This window comes from Ponticaulis profundi, from assembly GCF_042659465.1.
Lineage (GTDB): Bacteria > Pseudomonadota > Alphaproteobacteria > Caulobacterales > Hyphomonadaceae > Ponticaulis > Ponticaulis profundi.
The window spans coordinates 55063-74415 of the sequence record NZ_JBHSSW010000017.1; the positions used below are offsets into that span (position 1 = coordinate 55063).

The 19353-nt window shown below is 56.3% G+C and carries 15 protein-coding genes; 8 read left to right on the top strand and 7 right to left on the bottom strand.

The window, feature by feature from the left end; all coding sequences use genetic code 11:
• Positions 1-25: 25 nt before the first annotated feature.
• From ACFQDM_RS12700 to ACFQDM_RS12715, 4 genes are read right to left on the bottom strand one after another with little or no spacing between them, the layout of a single operon-like run.
• Positions 26-2182, bottom strand: a complete 2157-nt coding sequence (locus tag ACFQDM_RS12700; RefSeq protein ID WP_377379602.1) for a M13 family metallopeptidase — start codon at positions 2180-2182, stop codon at positions 26-28.
• A 59-nt stretch (positions 2183-2241) separates the two neighbouring features.
• Entirely contained in the window at positions 2242-5463 is a 3222-nt protein-coding gene (locus tag ACFQDM_RS12705) for an efflux RND transporter permease subunit (RefSeq protein WP_377379604.1), read from the bottom strand.
• Positions 5460-6680, bottom strand: a complete 1221-nt coding sequence (locus tag ACFQDM_RS12710; protein WP_377379606.1) for an efflux RND transporter periplasmic adaptor subunit — start codon at positions 6678-6680, stop codon at positions 5460-5462. The genes ACFQDM_RS12705 and ACFQDM_RS12710 overlap by 4 nt, the downstream gene beginning before the upstream one ends.
• Complete coding sequence (locus ACFQDM_RS12715; protein WP_377379608.1) at positions 6677-8104, bottom strand: efflux transporter outer membrane subunit; 1428 nt, start codon at positions 8102-8104, stop codon at positions 6677-6679. Before ACFQDM_RS12715 ends, ACFQDM_RS12710 begins: the two co-directional genes overlap by 4 nt.
• A 198-nt stretch (positions 8105-8302) precedes the next feature.
• Here ACFQDM_RS12715 and ACFQDM_RS12720 point away from each other — a divergent pair, with 198 nt between their 5' ends.
• The 7 genes from ACFQDM_RS12720 to ACFQDM_RS12750 all read left to right on the top strand — a co-directional run bounded on the left by ACFQDM_RS12720 (position 8303) and on the right by ACFQDM_RS12750 (position 16127).
• A complete protein-coding gene (locus ACFQDM_RS12720) occupies positions 8303-9820 on the top strand; it encodes an ATP-binding protein (RefSeq protein WP_377379610.1) in 1518 nt (505 codons plus the stop codon).
• Between the two features lie 39 nt (positions 9821-9859).
• Positions 9860-11092: a phosphate ABC transporter permease subunit PstC gene (gene pstC, locus ACFQDM_RS12725; protein ID WP_377379612.1), complete on the top strand. Its 1233-nt coding sequence runs from the start codon at positions 9860-9862 to the stop codon at positions 11090-11092.
• Complete coding sequence (gene pstA / locus ACFQDM_RS12730; protein ID WP_377379614.1) at positions 11079-12821, top strand: phosphate ABC transporter permease PstA; 1743 nt, start codon at positions 11079-11081, stop codon at positions 12819-12821. The genes pstC and pstA overlap by 14 nt, the downstream gene beginning before the upstream one ends.
• A gap of 2 nt (positions 12822-12823) precedes the next feature.
• Positions 12824-13630 carry a phosphate ABC transporter ATP-binding protein PstB gene (gene pstB / locus ACFQDM_RS12735; RefSeq protein WP_377379616.1) on the top strand — a complete coding sequence of 269 codons (807 nt, stop codon included), beginning with the start codon at positions 12824-12826 and terminating at the stop codon, positions 13628-13630.
• Between the two features lie 5 nt (positions 13631-13635).
• Complete coding sequence (phoU, locus tag ACFQDM_RS12740) at positions 13636-14340, top strand: phosphate signaling complex protein PhoU (protein ID WP_377379618.1); 705 nt, start codon at positions 13636-13638, stop codon at positions 14338-14340.
• Between the two features lie 16 nt (positions 14341-14356).
• Positions 14357-15058 carry a phosphate regulon transcriptional regulator PhoB gene (phoB, locus tag ACFQDM_RS12745; protein WP_377379620.1) on the top strand — a complete coding sequence of 234 codons (702 nt, stop codon included), beginning with the start codon at positions 14357-14359 and terminating at the stop codon, positions 15056-15058.
• 94 nt (positions 15059-15152) lie between these two features.
• Positions 15153-16127 carry an NADPH:quinone oxidoreductase family protein gene (locus ACFQDM_RS12750; RefSeq protein WP_377379622.1) on the top strand — a complete coding sequence of 325 codons (975 nt, stop codon included), beginning with the start codon at positions 15153-15155 and terminating at the stop codon, positions 16125-16127.
• Here the strand turns inward: ACFQDM_RS12750 and ACFQDM_RS12755 are convergent.
• A complete protein-coding gene (locus ACFQDM_RS12755) occupies positions 16117-17076 on the bottom strand; it encodes a hypothetical protein (RefSeq protein WP_377379624.1) in 960 nt (319 codons plus the stop codon). The genes ACFQDM_RS12750 and ACFQDM_RS12755 overlap by 11 nt on opposite strands.
• A 93-nt stretch (positions 17077-17169) precedes the next feature.
• Positions 17170-18069 carry a response regulator gene (locus ACFQDM_RS12760; protein ID WP_377379626.1) on the bottom strand — a complete coding sequence of 300 codons (900 nt, stop codon included), beginning with the start codon at positions 18067-18069 and terminating at the stop codon, positions 17170-17172.
• A gap of 432 nt (positions 18070-18501) precedes the next feature.
• Between ACFQDM_RS12760 and ACFQDM_RS12765 the strand changes: the two genes are divergently transcribed.
• Complete coding sequence (locus tag ACFQDM_RS12765) at positions 18502-18843, top strand: P-II family nitrogen regulator (protein ID WP_377379816.1); 342 nt, start codon at positions 18502-18504, stop codon at positions 18841-18843.
• Here the strand turns inward: ACFQDM_RS12765 and ACFQDM_RS12770 are convergent, their stop codons facing one another.
• Positions 18844-19323, bottom strand: coding sequence for a hypothetical protein (locus tag ACFQDM_RS12770; RefSeq protein ID WP_377379628.1), 480 nt, complete (start codon positions 19321-19323; stop codon positions 18844-18846).
• Positions 19324-19353: the final 30 nt, after the last annotated feature.

Consider the following 19353-nt stretch of genomic DNA (forward strand, 5'->3'; position numbering starts at 1 on the left):
CCTTTCAATTGGCTATGAGTGTCTTCTACCAGATTGAGACGCGCTCTTCTGGTGGCAGATAAAGCTCATCATCTTCTGAGACGTCGAACGCGTCATACCATGCGTCCAGATTACGCACGATACCATTGATGCGGTAGTTCGCAGGTGAGTGCGGGTCCGTCATCAGCTGCGTGCGCAGGGCATCTTCCCGATAGAGGCGTTTCCAGACCTGTGCCCAGGCCATGAAGAAACGCTGGTCGCCTGTGTAACCGTCGATGATTGGCGCTTCCTCGCCGTTCAGGGACAGCTTGTAGGCTGTGTAGGCCATGGACAGGCCGCCCAGGTCACCAATGTTCTCACCGAGGGTGAGCGCACCATTCACGCAGACCTTGTCGTCGTCGTTATCGATTGGGCAGAAGCCATTGTATTGCGCAACTAGCGTTTTGGTGCGGCTCTCAAAGGCTTCCTTGTCGGCATCTGTCCACCAGTTGCGGAGCGTGCCGTCACCATCGGATTTTGCGCCCTGGTCGTCAAAACCATGGCCCATTTCGTGTCCGATGACGGCGCCAATCGCGCCATAGTTCACGGCTGGGTCAGCATACAGGTCAAAGAATGGAGGCTGCAGAATGGCCGCCGGGAAGACGATTTCGTTGCGGTTCGGTGAGTAATACGCATTCACCGTCTGAGGGTACATGAACCACTCGTCGGTATCGATCGGCTCACCAAGTTGAGAAATCATGTCCTCATACTGCCATTCGCTGACAGCCATTTCGTTTCCGAACGCATCGTCGCCAGCGACAGACAGGCTGTCATAGGTTTCGAAGGTTTCAGGATAACCGATTTTCGGCGTGAACTTGGCCAGCTTGTCATGCGCTTCGACTTTGGTGTCGTCGCCCATCCATTCCAGTTCATCCAGATTTTTCGCCATGGCTTTGCGAAGATTCTCAACGAGATCTTCCATTGCGTCTTTGGCTTCCGGCTTGAAGTGCTGCTCAACATAGATTTTGCCGACCGCTTCACCGACAGCGCCTTCCGTCGTCGAGACGGCACGTTTCCAGCGCTCACGTTGTTCCGGCTGACCGCGCAGGGTCTGGCCGTAGAATGCGAACTGCGCATCATCGATCTCAGACGGCAGGACATCTGCGTGAGATGACAGGAAGTGTGCGGTGAGATAAGCTTTCCACGCATCGAGGTCAGCTGTCTGCGCCACTGACAGAATGCCTGCAATGCCGCCGCCAAGCAGGGCTTGCTGTTCTTCTGTCAGACCATTTTCTTCGATTTCTTCTGCGGTCGGTGTGACCTGACGCACGACGAAGTTTTCCTGATCGGCGAGACCAAGACCCGCGAGCAGGGTTTCAACCGGGAAGTCGCCGCCGAGCGCAATCAGCTCGTCCTTCGACATTTTGTTGTAGGTCAGATTGCGGTTGCGACCGAGCGCGCGGTCCCAATGTTCTTCTGCGATCTGATATTCAAGCTGATAGACAGACTCTGCAGCTTCTTCCGCATTCTCATAGCCAGCTTTTTCCAGCAGCGTTGCGAGATAGCTTTTATACGCTTCGCGGATTTCTTCGTTCTTGGCGTTATCTTCCAGATAGTAAGAACGATCCGGCAGGCCCAGTCCGCCTTGTGTGACGTAGAAAATGTACTGGTCTGTCTGTTTGGAATCGACGTCGACCCAGCCGCTCACTGGTGAACGGAAGCCGGTTGCAGCAAAAATCTCGGCGAGATCTTCACGTGTTTCCATGGCTGCAATGCGGTCCAGATAGGGTTGCGCCGGTGCCAGTCCGGCAGCGTTGATCGCATCGACATCCATATAGGCGTTGTAGATTGCAGCAATCTTGCCTTCCAGCGTGTCAGCGGCAGGAGATTTCGCAGCAGCCTCTTCAATAATGTCGCGAACCTGCTCTTCGGCTTCGTCTGCAAGGCGGGTGAACATGCCATAATTCGATTTGTCCGCCGGAATTTCGAAGGTATCGAGCCATTTGCCGTTCACATAGCGGTTGAAGTCATCACCCGGTGTGACATCAAGATAACGGTCATCGAGTTCAATACCCCATGCGCCCAAAACCGGATGGTTGGTCGTGTCCGCAGCGGCTGTTTCCGCGCTGGCTTCAGGTGCTTCATCCGGATTGGCAAGCGCGATAGGCGCGCTCGCAAAGGTCAGTGCAGCAAACGAAGATGCTGCCAGGAGAATATTTTTCATTTTCTTCCTCTCAGGTTTACTCAGGCGAAAAGGCCCGGATCGCTCCCGGCCTTCAGCCATTACTCAGCAGGTGCACCATGATGCACGTGATCATCGCGGTCAGTCACGCCGGCGACTGCATGTGAGTCGTAGGTGGCTCCGATCGATTGATAAGGTTTGCCGCTCCAGAGCCAGCGGAAGACGCGGGCAACTTCGGCGCCGACGGCATAGAGCGCTGGCACAAAGAGCAGGCTGACAAACAGGGCGAAACAGACCGCTGCGCCAAGCGACATGACCATCGGTTTCAGGAACTGTGCCTGAACGGACCGCTCATTGATCATGGGCAGGACGCCGACAAATGTCGTGACGGATGTCAGCAGGATCGGCCGGAAACGAGAGACGGCAGATTCAACAAGCGCCTGCACAGCTCCCATTCCCATTTCGTCACGTCGCCGGTTGACGTTGTCGATCAGGACGAGGTTGTCGTTGATCACAACGCCGGCCGCTGCCGCGATCCCGAAGATTGAAAACATCGCGAACGGCACACCCGATATGAAGTGTCCGAAGACAGCACCGGCAAAGGAGAATGGCAGGGCCATCATCAGAAGCAGAGGCTGCCAGTATGACGAGAAGGCAATGGCCAGCAGGACATACATCAACAGAACCGCGCCGAGATAAAGCAGTCCAAGATTCGCGGTGAACTCAGCCTGACTTTCCGCGTCACCGAGGCGTCCGCGTTTGACTTCCGGGAAACGTTCTTCGAACTGTGGCCAGAAATTCTGCTCCATGTCCGACATGATCTGCCCGCGCACATCACCGGAAAGTTCCGAGAACACGGCAACAGACCGCACGCGGTCACGGCGATAGATGCGGTTGATACCCGGCGCGAACTCGGTTTCGGCGACCTGATCGAGCGCGATCTGACGACCATCCTCTGTACGGATGCGAAGATCGTTCAGACTGTCGAGCGACCGACGTGTCTCTTCCGGATAACGCACCATCACGCGAACATCTTCGCCGTCACGTGGAAGGCGTTGCGCTTCCTCACCATAATAGGCCTGACGGATCTGGCCGCTAATGGTGGTCAGTCCAACGCCCAGGGCCTCAGCGCCGGGGCGAAGTGAGAACCGCAATTCCGGTGCTGCTGAGGACAGGTTGTCGCCAATGTCATACGTGGTGTCATAAGTTGCGAGCTGATCTTTCACCATGTTGGCGGCTTCACGCAGCAGATCCAGATCCGGGTGGCTCAGCGCCACACGATATCCAGAGTCATTCTGGTTCACCGTGAAGGAGAAAGAGATTTCCTCAGCATCCGGGATGGGGCCGGTTGCTTCGCGAAGAGCATCAGCAAAGACCTTTGTCCGCATTCCGATAGGGCGTTCTTCTGGCGCCAGCGTGCCGATGAAAGCGCGAACCTGGCGTTCATTGGCAATGATCGCGGCGTCGAGGAACAGATCACCTTCGAGATCAGGATATTCGTCAGCCAGATCGATCTTCGCTTGATTATAGCCATTATAGAGCTGGTCCCGCACAGCCAGTGTCCGACTGAACGGCGTGCCATCTGGGAGCTCGATTGTGACCATGACCATGTCATCGTCGATCTGTGGCATGAAGCGGAAAGGCACATAACCGTTCGCGAGCAAGCCAATCGCCAGCATGAAGAGTGAGATGAAGAGAGCGACGGTCGCATACCGGAAACGGATGGCGACTTCGAGGACCGGCTTGAACAGATTCTCGGCAAACCAGATCAGACTGTCTGCGATCCGGCGCTGAAACTGCAGGAACATACCCTGTTTGCCGGAAAAGTCCTGCTTTTTCATGTGCGCAAGGTGCGCTGGCAGGATCAGCATGGATTCGATCAGCGAGAAGCTGAGGGCTGCAACCACAACATAGGTGATCTGAGCGGTAAACTGGCGCTCAGGGCCTTCCAGAAGCGCCCACGGCGCAAACATGATCATTGTGGTCAGAACGCCGAAAATAACGGGCTTTACGACCAGCTGCGTACCCATAACGGCGGCGGTAAGGCCTTCGCCGCGTCCGGCTTCAATCTCTTTGTGAATGTTCTCACCGACGACAATTGCGTCGTCCACAATCACGCCAATCACGAGGAGCACAGCAAAAAGCGAAAGCGTGTTCAGCGACACGCCAAAAAGCGGCAGGATCGCAAAGCCGCCCGCGAACGCCGTACAGATCCCGACGGTCACCCAGAAGGCAACGATCGGACGCAGGAAGAGCAGGAGAACGATCAGAACGAGCACCGTACCCACAAGGGCCGAGTTCGAAATCGTTGCCATCTGCCCGCGGAACATGTCGGCCTGATCGAACATGATGTCGGCCCGCACCGCTTCGGGCAGGATTTCTTCATTCGCCGTTTCCAGAAACTCACGGATGCTCTTGGAGTATTTCGCAATCTGCATGGTTTCCGGCGGCTGGATCATAATGAACGCCGTCGGATCGCCATCGAATGTGGTTTCGAGTTCTTCGTCGACAAAGCCGTCAATGACGGTGGCAACGTCTCCCACGCGAATGGTTGCGCCCGATTCCAGCTGGCGCACGATGATGTTTTCGAATTGCTCTTCTGTATCGGCGAGTGCGCGTGTCTGAAGGGAGAAGCGCCCGATATCGGTTTTGATGCCGCCGCCAGACGAGTTGACGGACGACCGGCGTACGGCATTTGCAACGTCAGAGAAGGTCAGATTGTAGCGGCGCAGCGCTTCTTCCGACACCTCAATGGAGACTTCTTCATCGAGCGTTCCCAGCACCTGGGCCAGCTCACCACCTTCAATGGAGGCGATGCGATCACGAAGGTCATCGGTGATGCGCTTCAGCTCCATCCGGTCGACCTTACCGTGCACAGCAATGCCCATATACTGGTCTTCATTGCGCCAGCGCTGGACCTGTGGCGGGTAGGTCGCCTGTGGCAGGTTGTTGATGGTGTCGACGCGAAGCTTCACTTCCTCAATGAATTTTTCGAGGTCGTAATTGTTGTAGGTCTGCAGGTTCACATAGCCGACGCTTTCGCGCGCTGTGCCGGACATCTCCTTGAGACCGTCCAGGTCGGCCATGACCTCTTCAAGGCGCGTAACGATTTGCTCCTCGACATCCGTTGGAGACGCGCCGGGCCATGAAATCGAGACCGACACGCCGTTAAAGTCGGCTTGCGGGAAAACTTCACGTTCGAGGCTGTTAAAACCGATGACGCCAAGAACAAAACTCAGCACCATCAACAGGTTGGCGGCAACAGAGTTGCGCGCCCACCAGGCGACGATGCCCTTCATCGGACGATCGGAGCTGCCACTCATGACTGTTCATCCGTTGTGTCTGCAACGGTATTGGCCGAGCTGGCCTGACCGCCAATGTTGATTTTCATACCATCAAACGGAGCCTGAATCGGCGACGTAATCGCGTATTCGCCGGCCTCTACGCCGGAGCGCACATATACGCCTTCCGGGCTTGTGTAGACGACATCCACGGTTCGAATCGACATGGTGCTGTCGTCCGGATTGGCGATGAAGATCTGGTCGCGTTTGCGCAGAGCCGGGCGCGGGGCCATCAGAACGTCGTGCAGCATCTGGCCTTCGATTTCGGCCGAGACGAACAGACCGGGTGCGAGCGGTGCATCTCCATCAGCGCCTTCGCCAAACGGGTCATCCACGGTCGCAATCGCCGAAACGAGACGCGTGGCCGGATCGACGGCAGCCGATGTCCGGGTGACGCGTCCTTTCCAGGTGCGCGGCTGACCGGCGACATTCGTCGTGAAGGTTACGGCAGGGCCGCGATTGTCAGCGCTTTCTTCAAACGCCAGCGACAGTCCCAGACGACCAAGTTCGTCGTCGTTCAGGGGCAGGGTAACTTCGGCAATGTCTGTTCCGAAAATGCGACCAAGCTCCTGACCCGGGCTGACATACTGCCCGAGATCAACTTCTTTCGTGCGGACGCGTCCGTCAAAAGGCGCTCGAATAATGGTTCGTTCCAGCGCGAGTTCAGCGTCACGCAATTGCGCTTTGGCCGCTTCCAGCGAGGCGCGTGCCTCTGCCAGCTGTGGTTCGCGAAGCGCAAGTGGTGATGGATCGCCTGTGCCGAGTTCTTCCCAGTCACGACGTGCAATGTCTGATTCAGCCTGTTCGCGGACAAGCCCCTGTTCCGCACTTGCGACCTGAGACTGCGCGCGAATACGTGCCAGCTGGTAGTCTGCATCCTCAATGCGGAAGAGAATCTCGCCCTGACGCACAAAAGCACCATCGATAAAAGATGGTGACACAGATGAAACGCGGCCGGAAATTTGCGGTGAGATCGAAATTTCTCGCCTTGGTCTGACTTCACCCTGACTGGACACAGTGAGTTGCAGGTCAAGTTGCTTCACGGGTTCGTAGAAAACAGCGAGTCCCAGCGGTGCTTCGGCCGCTTTTTCCGGCTTGGGCTTCAGCGCACCAAGTGCGATGAAGCCACCAAAACCAAGGACACCCAGAATGGCGACTGGCAGCCCGACAGCCAGGATCGCAGATCCGGTTTTGCTCATAAATCAGATCCTTCAGAAAATTGATCTTCCAATTCCGTATTTTCTGGCAGATTTCCCCCTAATGCCAGATGAAATTGAACTCGATTGATCGCACGCGCATTTTGAGCGGTGATCAGACTTGCTTCCGCATTGATCCGACGTGTTTGCGCATCAATGAGGTTAAAAATGGTCGACAGACCGTTTTGATACTGGCGTTCCGCGAGGATTTCAGCCTGTTCGGCTTCGTCCAGGGCGCGTGCCTGTGACTCGACCTGAGCGGCAAGGAGTTCGTCTGCGGCCAGCGCATTCTCGACTTCCTGCCAGGCGGTCAGCACGGTGGTAACATAATTGGCAGCTGTCAGGCGAGCCTGTGCTTCAGCGGCTTCAATGTTTGCCTTGATCGTTCCGCCGTTGAAGATCGGAGCGGTCAGGGAGCTGGCAACCTGACCTGCAATGAAGGCCGGGTCGAGGGCGTCGACGATGTCAGCGTTCGACGTGAACAAGCGTGCTGTCAGATCGAGTGATGGGCGCAGGGCAAGCCTTGCCTCTTCAACCCGGAAGCCTGCTGCTGCAATGCGTGCTTCAGCCGCGTTGATATCGGGACGACGCGCCAGGAGGCTGGTCGGGTCACCGGTGCCTTCAATATCGGTCAGTTGGATGACGCCGTCGCTGGCTTCGATTTCATTCGCCGGGTAGCGGCCGAGGACGACTTCGATGGCGCGGCGCGCTTCACCGGTCGAACGCATCTGATCGAGCTGCGAGGCGCGTGCGGTCTCAACTGCGCTTCGTGCGAGACGAACATCCAGCGCGCCCGTCAGACCATTTCGAAAACGACGTTCGGTGAGGCGCAGCGTACGCTCCCGGGCGTCCAGTGTCTCGTCGGCAAGGTCGAGCTGTCGAACGGCCGTGTTCAGCTGGATCCAGGCAATCGCTGTGCTGGCTGTGATGGAGAGGCGTGCGGCCTCAAAATCAGCTTCCGCAGCAAGCAGGTCTGCATCAGATGCGGCAACACCAGCGGCCAGTCGGCCCCAGAGGTCTGGTTCCCAGCTGGCAATCAGGGAAAGTCCGAAGCCCGGTCCTTCTGATCGTACCGCATCGTCATTCACGTCGATTACGTTGCTCGTCCAGTCTGCATCGGCGCCACCATTCAGAGAGGGCAATGTGCTGCCATATTCAGCAGCGGCGGCTGCGCGGGCAGCCTGAACGCGGGCAGCACTGGCCTGCAGATCCGGACTGTTGATAAGGGCTTCACCGATGAGGGATGAAAGGGTGGGATCATCAAAGCTTGCAACCCAGTCTCCCGTGACCGGAATGGGCGCGCGTTCACCATTCGTCCAGCTGGCAGGACGCTCCGGTTGCGGAACTGCCCATGGTTGCTGGCCGGTCGTGGTGCTCGCACAGCCGGCGAGAGCTGCAAAGCTGAGTAGTGTGAGCTGAGCTCGCATCAAAAACTCCTGTTCTTGGCTCTCGAATAAGACGTAGATTTCTGACTGTCAACAAAAAGTTATCGTTTAACGATATAAATTGGGAGTAATGATTTCAGAAAAGAAATCTCCCCCTATCGTCATGAAGTTGATACGTTGTTTTGCGACAAGTGGTTTTGGTGTGAGTCCGGTATTACACGGTGCAGTATAGGAAAATCTGTGGATTTGACAGAGGACGTGGAAGAAAACGGGGCAAAAGAGAAGTCCGCTCGATTTGAACTCGCTTTGCGTGCGCGTCGACGGGACTTTGCTGTGCTTACAGCCCTTACGATGGCGATTTTGCTCATCCTGTTTGCATCCGGAACACTTGCGCTGAGTGAGGCGCTGACGGCTGCGCTGATTTTCATTTTCTCGGCGACGGCGTTCTACCTGTCCTCGGATGCTGACGCGCGTGATGGTCAGATCATGACCCAGTTCGCTGCGGAGCGCCGACAGGACGCTATGGGCGAACGCGCTTTGAGTGCAGGTCGACAGGTTTCTGGTGAAGATGTTCGCACCTTGATTGAAGCGTATCCGCAACCGGCCCTGATTTCTGATTTTGATGGGCGGGTTTATTTCGCGAACGCAGGCGCTGGCGATGTTTTCCGTCTGCCAAAAGGTGGCATCGGCATTGGCCCTTCCATCATCCGCCGTGTCGACATGTTGCGTCGCCTCGACGCGATTAAGGCGGGGCGACCGCCGGAGCCGATGGAAATCGAGATTGAAGGTACGCCGGATCGGCATTTCTCCGTCTGGACGGCGCCGCTTTCGATTCATGGTGAGCCACGTGTCCTTGTCGTGCTCATCGAACTGACGGAACTCAGACGGGCCGAGAAGGCCCGTGCTGACTTCCTGGCCAATGCATCGCATGAATTGCGTACGCCGCTGACCTCGCTGGCTGGCTTCATTGAGACCATGCGCGGCCCTGCCAAAGATGATCCGGAGGCCTGGGATCGGTTTCTGGAAATCATGTATGGTCAGACCGAGCGCATGCGCCGCCTCATTCATGACCTGTTATCGCTCTCGCGTATCGAGCTGTCTGAACACCGCCGTCCCGACAAGGTTGTCGATTTCGGTGCGCTGGTCGAAGAGAATTACGAAGCCATGTTGCCGGTGGCGCGCGAGCGCGGCATCAAGCTCGAATTCCTGTCTTCGGTTGATCAGGCAAATGTCTATGGCGTGAAAGACGAACTCACTCAGGTTCTGCAGAACCTCATCGATAACGCGATCAAGTATACAACGCCGGGATCGAGCGTGCTGGTCGAGATTGCATCCGGACTGGATCTGGAAGAGGCACGTCTGTTTACGTCGCGGCGCTGGAATAACGCAGCGCGCATTTCGATCAGCCAGGCGCGACCCGATGCCGATGTTCCATTGGTCGCAATTCGTGTGAGCGATGAAGGTCAGGGTATTAACCGTGAACATCTGCCACGTCTTGGTGAGCGTTTTTATCGTGTCGATGAAGGACGTGATCGCACTGTGGGGGGGACCGGGCTTGGTCTTGCCATTGTGAAACACATCATCACCCGGCACCGGGGCGGCTTGCTCGTTGAAAGTGAAACCGGGCGAGGGTCGGCCTTTGGTATCTGGTTGCCGATGGTTGGACAAAAGCTTGCACAGCTCAAGAATTCAGATAACACAGACGCTCCGGCTTCGGATGAAAAGACGTCTTCCACTTCTTTACCGGATGCGTCTTAGGTCGCCGGCATTGCCGTCCTCCGGTCGTTTGTAATCGCCATGAATTATCCAGCCTATCAGCAAAGCCTCACGCTTATCGCTTTGATTGTCTGTTTTGCCTTTCTGGCAGGACGGATCTGGGCTGTGCAGCTGGCGCGCAGGCGCGCAAATCATCTGGCGTCATTGCCGATCTATTACGGATGGTATGGTGCGCTTGGTGCATTGTTTCCGGCCATGACGCTGGGCCTGCTCGGCTGGTTTCTTCCAATCCCATCGGCTGTTCTGAATATCGCGATTCCTCTGGCATCCTTTGTCGGAGCGATGGTCTGCCTGTTTCAGATCAGTCCCCAGCTGACGGCTCAGCGCCGGGTCGAGCGGATGATACGCTGGCTGCTCATGGCGAGCGGTGTTGTCGCGATCATGACAACGCTTGGCATTATACTATCGCTCGTCTTTGAGACGTTTCTCTTCTTCGGTCACCCGGATGTCAGCGTGATCGACTTTTTCACCGGCACAGAATGGAGTGCGCAGACATCCAGCCGTTTTGGCGCTGTACCGCTTTTCTTCGGGACATTCTTTGTCGGACTGATCGCGCTGGTGATTGCGGCGCCCGTGGGCCTGTTCTCTGCGATCTATATGTCAGAATATGCTTCTCCGCGCACCCGGCAGATTCTGAAGCCGTTCCTTGAAGTCCTGGCCGGTATTCCGACCGTCGTTTATGGCTTCTTCGCGATTCTGGTCGTGGCGCCTGCCGTCCGATCTGCGGGCGATGGTCTGAATGATTTGCTGCGCCCCTTTTTTGGCGGCGCAGATGTGATTGCGACGCAACCCAAGAGCGCGCTTGCCGCCGGTATCGTCATGGGGATCATGATTGTGCCGTTCATTTCTTCACTCTCCGATGATGTCATTCGTTCCGTGCCGCGCAAGCTGCGCAATGGCGCGATTGGTCTTGGCGCGACCACATCTGAAACTCTGAAAGATGTTGTCCTTCCGGCAGCTTTTCCAGGATTGATGGCCGCCATGCTGCTCGCCGTTTCCCGTGCGATCGGTGAAACCATGATCGTGGTGATGGCGGCTGGCGAACGCGCCAATATCACGCTTAATCCGTTTGAAGATGTGACCACTGTGACGGTTCAGATCGTGGCACTGATGACGGGTGACCCAGCATTTGACAGCCCACGTACACTTTCCGCCTTTGCGCTTGGGGCGGTGCTGTTCTGCATAACGCTCGCGTTCAACGTGCTTGCGCAATGGATCGTGGATCGACAGCGGAGGCGTTATGCCGGTTTCTGATCTGCAGGCTGTCACGCGTACCGATGCTTTCGAAGCCCGTCTGAAAAAGAGACGGCGTGCGGAAATGCGTTTCAAGACTTACGGCCTGACGGCGATCGGTTTCGCGGGCCTGTTGCTGATCGTTCTGCTGACGTCGGTTGTGCTGGAAGCGCAAAGTGCGTTCACACGATACAATCTGCGTCTGGAGATCAAGCCCGAACGCGCTGATACCCGAGTCATTTATGATCAGATCCGTGGTCAGATTTTCGATATTTTCCCGGAGGTTGAAAACGATCGGAATGAGCGCATCGAAGTGGGTGGACTGGTCACCATTCTTGCAGCGCAGCCTGTCGCCGAGAAACTGAAGACAGCCGAGATCGGACGTGCTGGCCGCCTGAAGAAAATACTGGTGCCGATTTCTGATCAGGCCGACATGTATTTGAAGGGCGAAATCACAGGTCAGGTGACCGGCCGTGTCGAGGTTGTTCAGCGTGAAGAACAAAGGCTTCAGGCTGATTTCTCCCGTGTTTATGCCTCGTTCCGCACGAAGCTCTCTGCCGAGATCTCACGGTTTCGTTCCAGCATGCTGGCGCCTGCAGAGCAGGAATACAAACGCTTGCTCGCCCGCAGTGAGCGTGCGCCGGACGATGTATCCTTGCGTGAACGGATGGCAGGCGCGAAAGACCGGTTCGACGCTGCGCGCGCCCAAATGGCGGACATGCAGGCAAGGCTTGCCGCAGATGCTTATGAATTCCGGTTTACCGATCCGAGTCTGTTGATTGAACTCGACGACGGGACATGGCGCGCGACGGCGATCGCAGGTGATCATCTGGATATCGAGCCTCTGTTGACCTGGGCAGTGCCGCAGGAGCGCCAGGGGCAGTATCTGCTTGTTTCATCTCCGCGCATCGAGCGTCCGATCACAGACCGGCAGATTGCTGCGACGCAGGCGCTGAAGCAGCTGGGCTATCTGTCCCGCGATTTCAATGTGCCATTCCTGTTTCGGGCGGATTCGTCCGAAGCCGAGATGGCCGGCGTCCTGGGGGCTCTGATCGGGTCCATCCTCATCATGGTCGTGACCATGTGTCTGGCGGTGCCGGTGGGGATCGCTGCGGCGATCTATCTGGAAGAGTTTGCCCCGCGAACATGGCTGACGCGTCTGATCCAGATCAATATCAACAACCTCGCGGCGGTGCCTTCTATCGTTTTCGGCTTGCTTGGGGCGGCAATCTTTATAAATGGCGTCGCAATCGACATCCCGTTTACCGACTGGAATTTCACGCTTGGTGGTGGCCTTGGCCGTGGCTGGCCGGTTGTGGGCGGGCTGGTGCTGGCATTGATGACTCTTCCTACGATCATCATCAGTTCGCGCGCGGCGCTTGCAGCGGTTCCCGATTCCATACGTCAGGCCGCACTCGGCGTTGGTGCGTCCAGATTGCAGATGGTTGGCCATCATGTGCTGCCGCAGGCCGGTCCGGGTATTCTGACCGGCTCAATTATCGGCCTTGCGCAGGCTTTGGGCGAAACAGCGCCGCTTCTGCTCATCGGCATGGTCGCCTTCATCGGCGACTTGCCAAATGGCCTGAATGAGCGTTCCACCGCGTTACCGGTTCTGATCTATCAATGGTCCACACGGGCAGAGCGTGCCTGGGAGCCGATGACGTCGGCAGCGATTATCGTGCTGCTTCTGGTGATGCTGGCGATGAATGCGGTCGCAATCTGGCTGCGCCTGAAGTATGAGAGGAAATGAGCATGAATGACATGATGCCCATCTCTGACGGTCAGGCGGGAATAGCCGGTCTGGATCGAAAGATCGTCGTAAAGGACGTGACCGTTCGCTATGGCAGCAAGGTCGCGATTGATGACGTGTCTCTGCAGATCAAGGACAACAATGTTACGGCATTGATCGGACCATCAGGTTGCGGCAAGTCGACATTCTTGCGGTGCATCAACCGCATGAATGACACGATTGAGGGCTGTCATGTGACCGGCAGCATCCAGATCGATAATCAGGAGATCATGGCCTCCAGGGTCGATCCGGCTGTCCTGCGCGCACGTGTCGGCATGGTGTTTCAGGATCCCAATCCTTTTCCGAAAACCGTTTTTGACAATGTTGCCTATGGCCCGCGCATTCATGGTCTCGCATCCTCGAAAAGCGAGCTTGAAGAGATCGTGCAGCACAGCCTTGAGCGGGCAGGGCTCTGGGAAGAGGTCAAGGATGGTCTGCACAAGATGGGGACAGCTCTATCGGGCGGTCAGCAGCAAAGGCTGGTGATTGCGCGGGCGATTGCCGTGAACCCTGAAATCATCCTCATGGATGAGCCATGTTCGGCGCTTGACCCGATTGCCACCGCCAAGATCGAAGAACTGATCGATGAGTTGCGCCAGAATTATTGTATTCTGATTGTGACCCACTCCATGTCACAGGCTGCACGCATTTCGCAGGACACGGCGTTTTTCCATATGGGACGCCTTGTCGAGACGGGACCAACGGAGCAGATATTCACAAATCCGCGTGAAAAGCGGACCCATGATTATGTTACGGGACGATACGGATAGGCATTATGGTTCAAGGGCATACCGTTAAGGCATTCACATCTGAGCTGAACGCGCTGACCCATGACGTGTTGCGCATGGGTGGACTGGCTGAAGCCATGATTTCCGATATGGCAACCGCCTTTGCCGAAGGCGATCTGGAGCTTGCGCAGCGTGTCATCGGTGCGGACCGTGAGGTCGACGAACTTGAGGCGCGCATTGAGCGCGAGATCATGCGTCTTCTGGCTTTGCGTCAGCCAGTTGCTCAGGATTTGCGCAGCATCATTGCCGCTCTGAAAGTCTCCAATGATCTGGAGCGTATCGGGGATCTTTCCAAGAATGTCTGCAAACGCCTCATCGAGATGGGTGATGATCTGACAAGCGTCGGCAAGGGGAGCGTCGAGCGCATGTCGCGCGCCGTTCGCCTGCAGCTGAAGTCGGTTCTGGATGCGTATTCAACGGAGAATCCGCAGGAAGCAATTGATGTCTGGCTCAATGATGAAGAGATCGATGAGCACTATAACAGCATGTTCCGGGAAGTGCTGACCTACATGATGGAAGACCCAAGAATGATCAGTATGGGCGCACATCTACTTTTTATTGCAAAAAACTTGGAACGCATCGGTGATCATTGTACGAACATTGCGGAAGTGGTTCATTTCTACGTGACCGGCGACGAGTTACCACTCACGCGCCCGAAGGTCTCTGAAATGGGCCGCACAAAAGAGGCTTAGCTGCGGTAGCGTATCCATGACACCTTACATTCTCATTGCAGAAGATGAGCAATCCGTCGCCGAATTGTTGCAATACAATCTGAAGCGCGAAGGCTATGAAACGGGCGTTGCCAGAGATGGCGAAGAAGCTCTCGTGATGATGCGGGAGCGGGCACCGGACCTTTTGCTGCTCGACTGGATGCTGCCGAAAGTGACCGGCATTGAAGTGTGCCGTCAGGTGCGGTCTCGATCAGAAACGCGAAACACACCGATCATCATGCTCACCGCGCGCGCCGAAGAGACCGATCGCATTCGCGGGCTGGATCAGGGCGCTGACGACTATGTCACCAAACCTTTCTCGCCGACGGAACTGATCGCGCGTATCCGGGCCGTGTTGCGTCGTATTCGTCCGGGTCTTGCTGACGATATCCTCACGTGCGGTGACATCGAGATCAATCGTGGTTCACACACGGTGATGCGCGGTGGCAAAGAGCTTCATCTTGGTCCGACCGAGTTTCGCCTGCTTGATTATCTGATCCAGCGTCCGGGGCGAGTTTTCTCTCGCGAGCAATTGCTGGACGCTGTCTGGGGCGCTGACGTGTATGTCGAGGCTCGCACGGTCGATGTGCATATCGGACGCCTGCGGAAAGCTCTGAACAAATACTCGGATGTGGACGTGATCCGCACAGTACGTTCAGCAGGCTATTCTCTGGTTCCCGACCGCGAAGCCGCAAGTTAGATCCGACTTCCCTCAAGGGCATGCTTGTTCTCCGGTGAGAAACCCGCCAGTCTGAAGGCAAGGCGGGAATAATTGCCATTCAGGGAGGATACGCATGAAGGCTCTGGTCTGTTCAGAGATCACCGAGGATATGTCCGGCATCGCCGTGACAGACATTGATGCGCCAAAGCCTGCGGCTGGAGACGTCAAAATCCGCGTTCACGCGGCCAGTATCAACTTTCCCGATATCCTGATGTGTCAGGGCAAATACCAGTTCAAGCCTGACCTGCCGTTTACACCCGGGATGGATGTCGCTGGCGAGGTTGTCGAACTGGGGGAGGGCGTGACCGGGTTTCGTGTTGGTGATCGGGTTTGTGGAGGAGCCAAGACGGGTGGTTTTGCCGAATTTGCCTGTCTCGCTCCGGAAGCTCTGCGCCAGATCCCGGATAATTTCAGCTATTCACAAGCCGCATCCTACGGCGCCGCCTATCTGACCGCTTATGTCGCGCTGGTTCGACGCGCGCGGCTGGAAGCGGGCGAAACACTGCTCGTGCATGGCGCTTCCGGCGGTGTTGGTATGGCCGCCGTTGATGTGGGCAAACTGCTCGGTGCGACCGTCATCGCGACCGGCGGATCAGACGACAAGCTCGCCAAGGTCAAAGCCTATGGCGCTGACCATGTGATCAATACTACGAGCGGCTTCCGTGAGGAGGTGAAAGCGCTGACGGATGGCCGCGGCGCCGACGTTATCTATGACCCGGTGGGTGGTGATGTGTTTGACGAGAGCACGCGCTGCATTGCCTTTGACGGCCGACTTCTCGTGATTGGATTTACATCCGGTCGCATCGCCGATGTGAAGACGAATATTCCTCTCATCAAAGGCTTTTCGGTCGTTGGCGTGCGTGCCGGAGAGTATGGCCGCCGGTTTCCCGAAAAGGGCCGTGAGAACATGGAAGCCATTTGGCAATGGGCTGCGGACGGGAACACCCATCCCCATATTCACGCCGAACTGCCACTTGATCAGGTTATTGGCGGCATGAATATGCTGACCGATCGCCAGGTCGTCGGAAAGGTGATTATTACGCCTTAGCCTGCCGGATGGGAGCGATGTCGTCGAGATCGAAGGCATCGTCATCGTCGTCGCTCGGTTTGCCTGCGATCTGCTCTGAGGTTGAGCCCGTGTTGATCTTGTCGAGCAGATCCTCGGATTCCGGATCGAGCCCCAATCCGCGATTGCGATAATGGGCGAGCTTTTTGCGAACGGCGACGTTCATCAGGCTGGCGACCGCCTGACGCGCGCCATGATAGGATTTGGGCAGGACAGCGAGCTGGGTGAGGGCGTTGATACCGGTTTCCAGCACATGGGGCTCAACCAGATTGGATGCGCCAACGCCGTCGAGATAAAGCTTCACGGCAGCGGCCGTGCGCGCCAATGGCTCGTCCTGCGTTTCCTCAGCAAGTCGCATGGTGCGTTCTGCTGTTTCGCGCACCCGGGCGATCAGCCCCATCCGCTCATCTGAGAGCTCACCGCATGCCGAGCGCAATTCGCTCACTGCTCTGGCGAGATCGTCTGCATCGGGGGCAGACTTCATCTCGCGGATGGCGTGCTTTTCAAAGTCGTCCAGACGGCGTCGCAAACCTGCATAGCTTTCGCTGTCATGACGTCTGCGACATGGACCAACATAGTTGGACGCCGTGATAAAGGGGCGTGGTGCCTCGATCAGTTGACGCAGTTTCGTCTTCAACTGTGCTGGCGCGACCGGGCGCATGACAATCTCGTCCACACCGGCATCGCGTGCCTGAAGGATAAGCGATTTCGTGGCCATGGACGAGAGCAGAACAATTGGCAATTCGCGGATGGAATTGTCTGCGCTTCGGCGCAACTGCTCGACAACGTGCAGGTTCAGAGGCTCATCCTGTCCGTGCGAGAGAAGCGCAATATCGGCATCGAACTGGCCCGTGCCGTATTCAATGACCTGTTCAGAGTTTTCGAAATGAACATTGTCGTTGGACAGGCCAATTCCGCGCAGGACTTCCATGAGAATCGTTTTGGAGAATGCGTGGTGATCTATCGCCAGTATGTTTATCCTCGATGGAATAAAGTCCCGGCCGGTTCGCTTTGATGCCATGGCTTAGACGGCTTCACGCAGTTTTTGCTGAACGATGGTTTTCAGGCCTTTCGCGATTTGCAGTCGATCACTGTCAGACGCACCTTTCTTGCCACCCATCAGGAGGCGCAGCGCATCCATGTGTGCGGAGATAACAGCAGCCTGAAGGTCGCCGCTCGCGCCGACCCCGGCGATATATCGGGTTACACAATGCGTTGCGAGTTCGAGGGCGTCGTCACGCAAACGCTTGGCGATCTCATTCGCTTCTGCCGCTGTGTTGAACAGGGTACGCACTTCGGTTCGGTTTTTCGGATCAATCGCACGTGCCAGGCTATGAATTTGTTCTGCGCAACGCTCCAGCATGCGCATATTCAATTCGACATCGACTTTATCATCGGTTGTGTGAAGCGGATCTGAAATCCGTTTCAGAGAGCCTCTGTATTCCAGCGTACGTTTGCGGCGGCGGCAGGGGCCGACATATTTCTTTGCTTCGATGAAAGGGCGAGGGCGCAGCAGGACTTCATCCATGCGCTCCTTGATCACCTGATGTGAAACAGGCTTGGCGGCGAATTCATCAACACCGGCCATGCGTGCTTCCTTGACGGTTTCCAGACGCGGGTCGCCCGTCACCATGATGACAGGGACGGACCGGTCAGGAATGTTGGCATCGCGGCGAAGTCGGGAGACAAGTTCGGTACCGCTCATGTCTGGAAGGAGGTTTTCCAGGATAATGACGCGTGGATGCCAGACGCAGATTGCGTCGACAACTTCGGCAGCGTTCGCAGCCGAATAAATTTTCTGATAGCCCAGATTGCGCAGCACTTCAGTAATCATGGCGCGCGCGTAGTTGTTTGGCTCGCCAAGCACGACTGAGATCTCAGCTGGGTTGAATTTGGTTTTCACGGTTTTGATCGATGATGACATTGTCTGTTTCCACTACCCTGGAGGCAGTCTGGCAGAGAGGGCTGAAAATTCCTCAACGTCATTCGGTCAAATTTTATCGAATAAGCAAATTTTCCACTTTTGGTGTATGTGACCGGTGGCATTGGGGCGGTGAGTGCGCGTAGAGCGCACAAAAACTGTAAAAAGCGCTCGCTAAGTCTGGTATTTTGGAGAAAATCATACAAAATACATCACATGTGTAAGTGATGGGGTGCGCTCGCGTGCCGACCAAGCAAAGCAGGAAATACCGTGTCTGACACCGATAAACTCGACCAGCGCATTCAGCTCGTCGCCTCGAAGGACTTCAACCAGAAAGTCGATGCCTGGCGGCGCGGTCAGGATGATCTGCCGTCTCGATCAGAAGCGATCCGCCGCCTGGTCTATCTTGGTCTGATACATGAAGAGGAATATCCAATGCGCCTGATTACAGCGATTGTTCGCCCGCATCGTTATGAAGCCGTTCGCGATGCTTTGTCGGAAATTGGCGTGACGGGTATTACCGCAAGCCAGGTGACAGGCTTTGGACGTCAGCGCGGACAGACTGAAATGTATCGCGGCGCCGAATACGAAGTGAAAGAAATTCCGAAGATCAAGATTGAGGTCGCTGTCCCATCCAGCCTTCTGGAAAAGGCACTCGACACGATCACCAAGTCAGCTGAGACCGGCAAGATTGGTGACGGCAAGATCTTTGTATCTTCTCTGTCCGGCGCGGTACGCATCCGCACGGGTGAGCGGGACGAAAAAGCGCTGATCTGATCAGCGCTTCTTTTTCTTCTGTCTGTTTTTGAACGGATAACTGAGCAGGCGCCAGATGGCCCAGAGCGGCAGAACAATCAGCGCGCCGATCAGGGCTGGCATCCAGCCATGCTGCAGAACCCAGAGCAGGCCTGAGAAAATCGTCACAATGATTTCGCGGGCCGCGTCCAGCATGTTTTCGCCCGCTGTCTGTTCCGGCGACCAGCCAACGCGTGTGAGCAGGCCAACCACGATACAGATGACGATGAGTTGTGCGACGTCGCTGAAGCTGACGGCAAAGACTTTCGCCAGAAACGGCTTCCGGTCTGCAGGCGGGTGATCAACAACGGTGGGTTTACCGTGATCCGTCGCGGGTGCTTGCGATTCGGCGGCTTCTGACTCTTTGTGATCTTTCGGAGATGGCATGTCCGATCCGAGCGATGGCGCTGTCGGGTGAACACCATGCTGAGGATTTGGCGCAGATTTGTCTTCTGGGTCCATCACTTTGTCTCCGGTCAAAAAAAGAGCCGC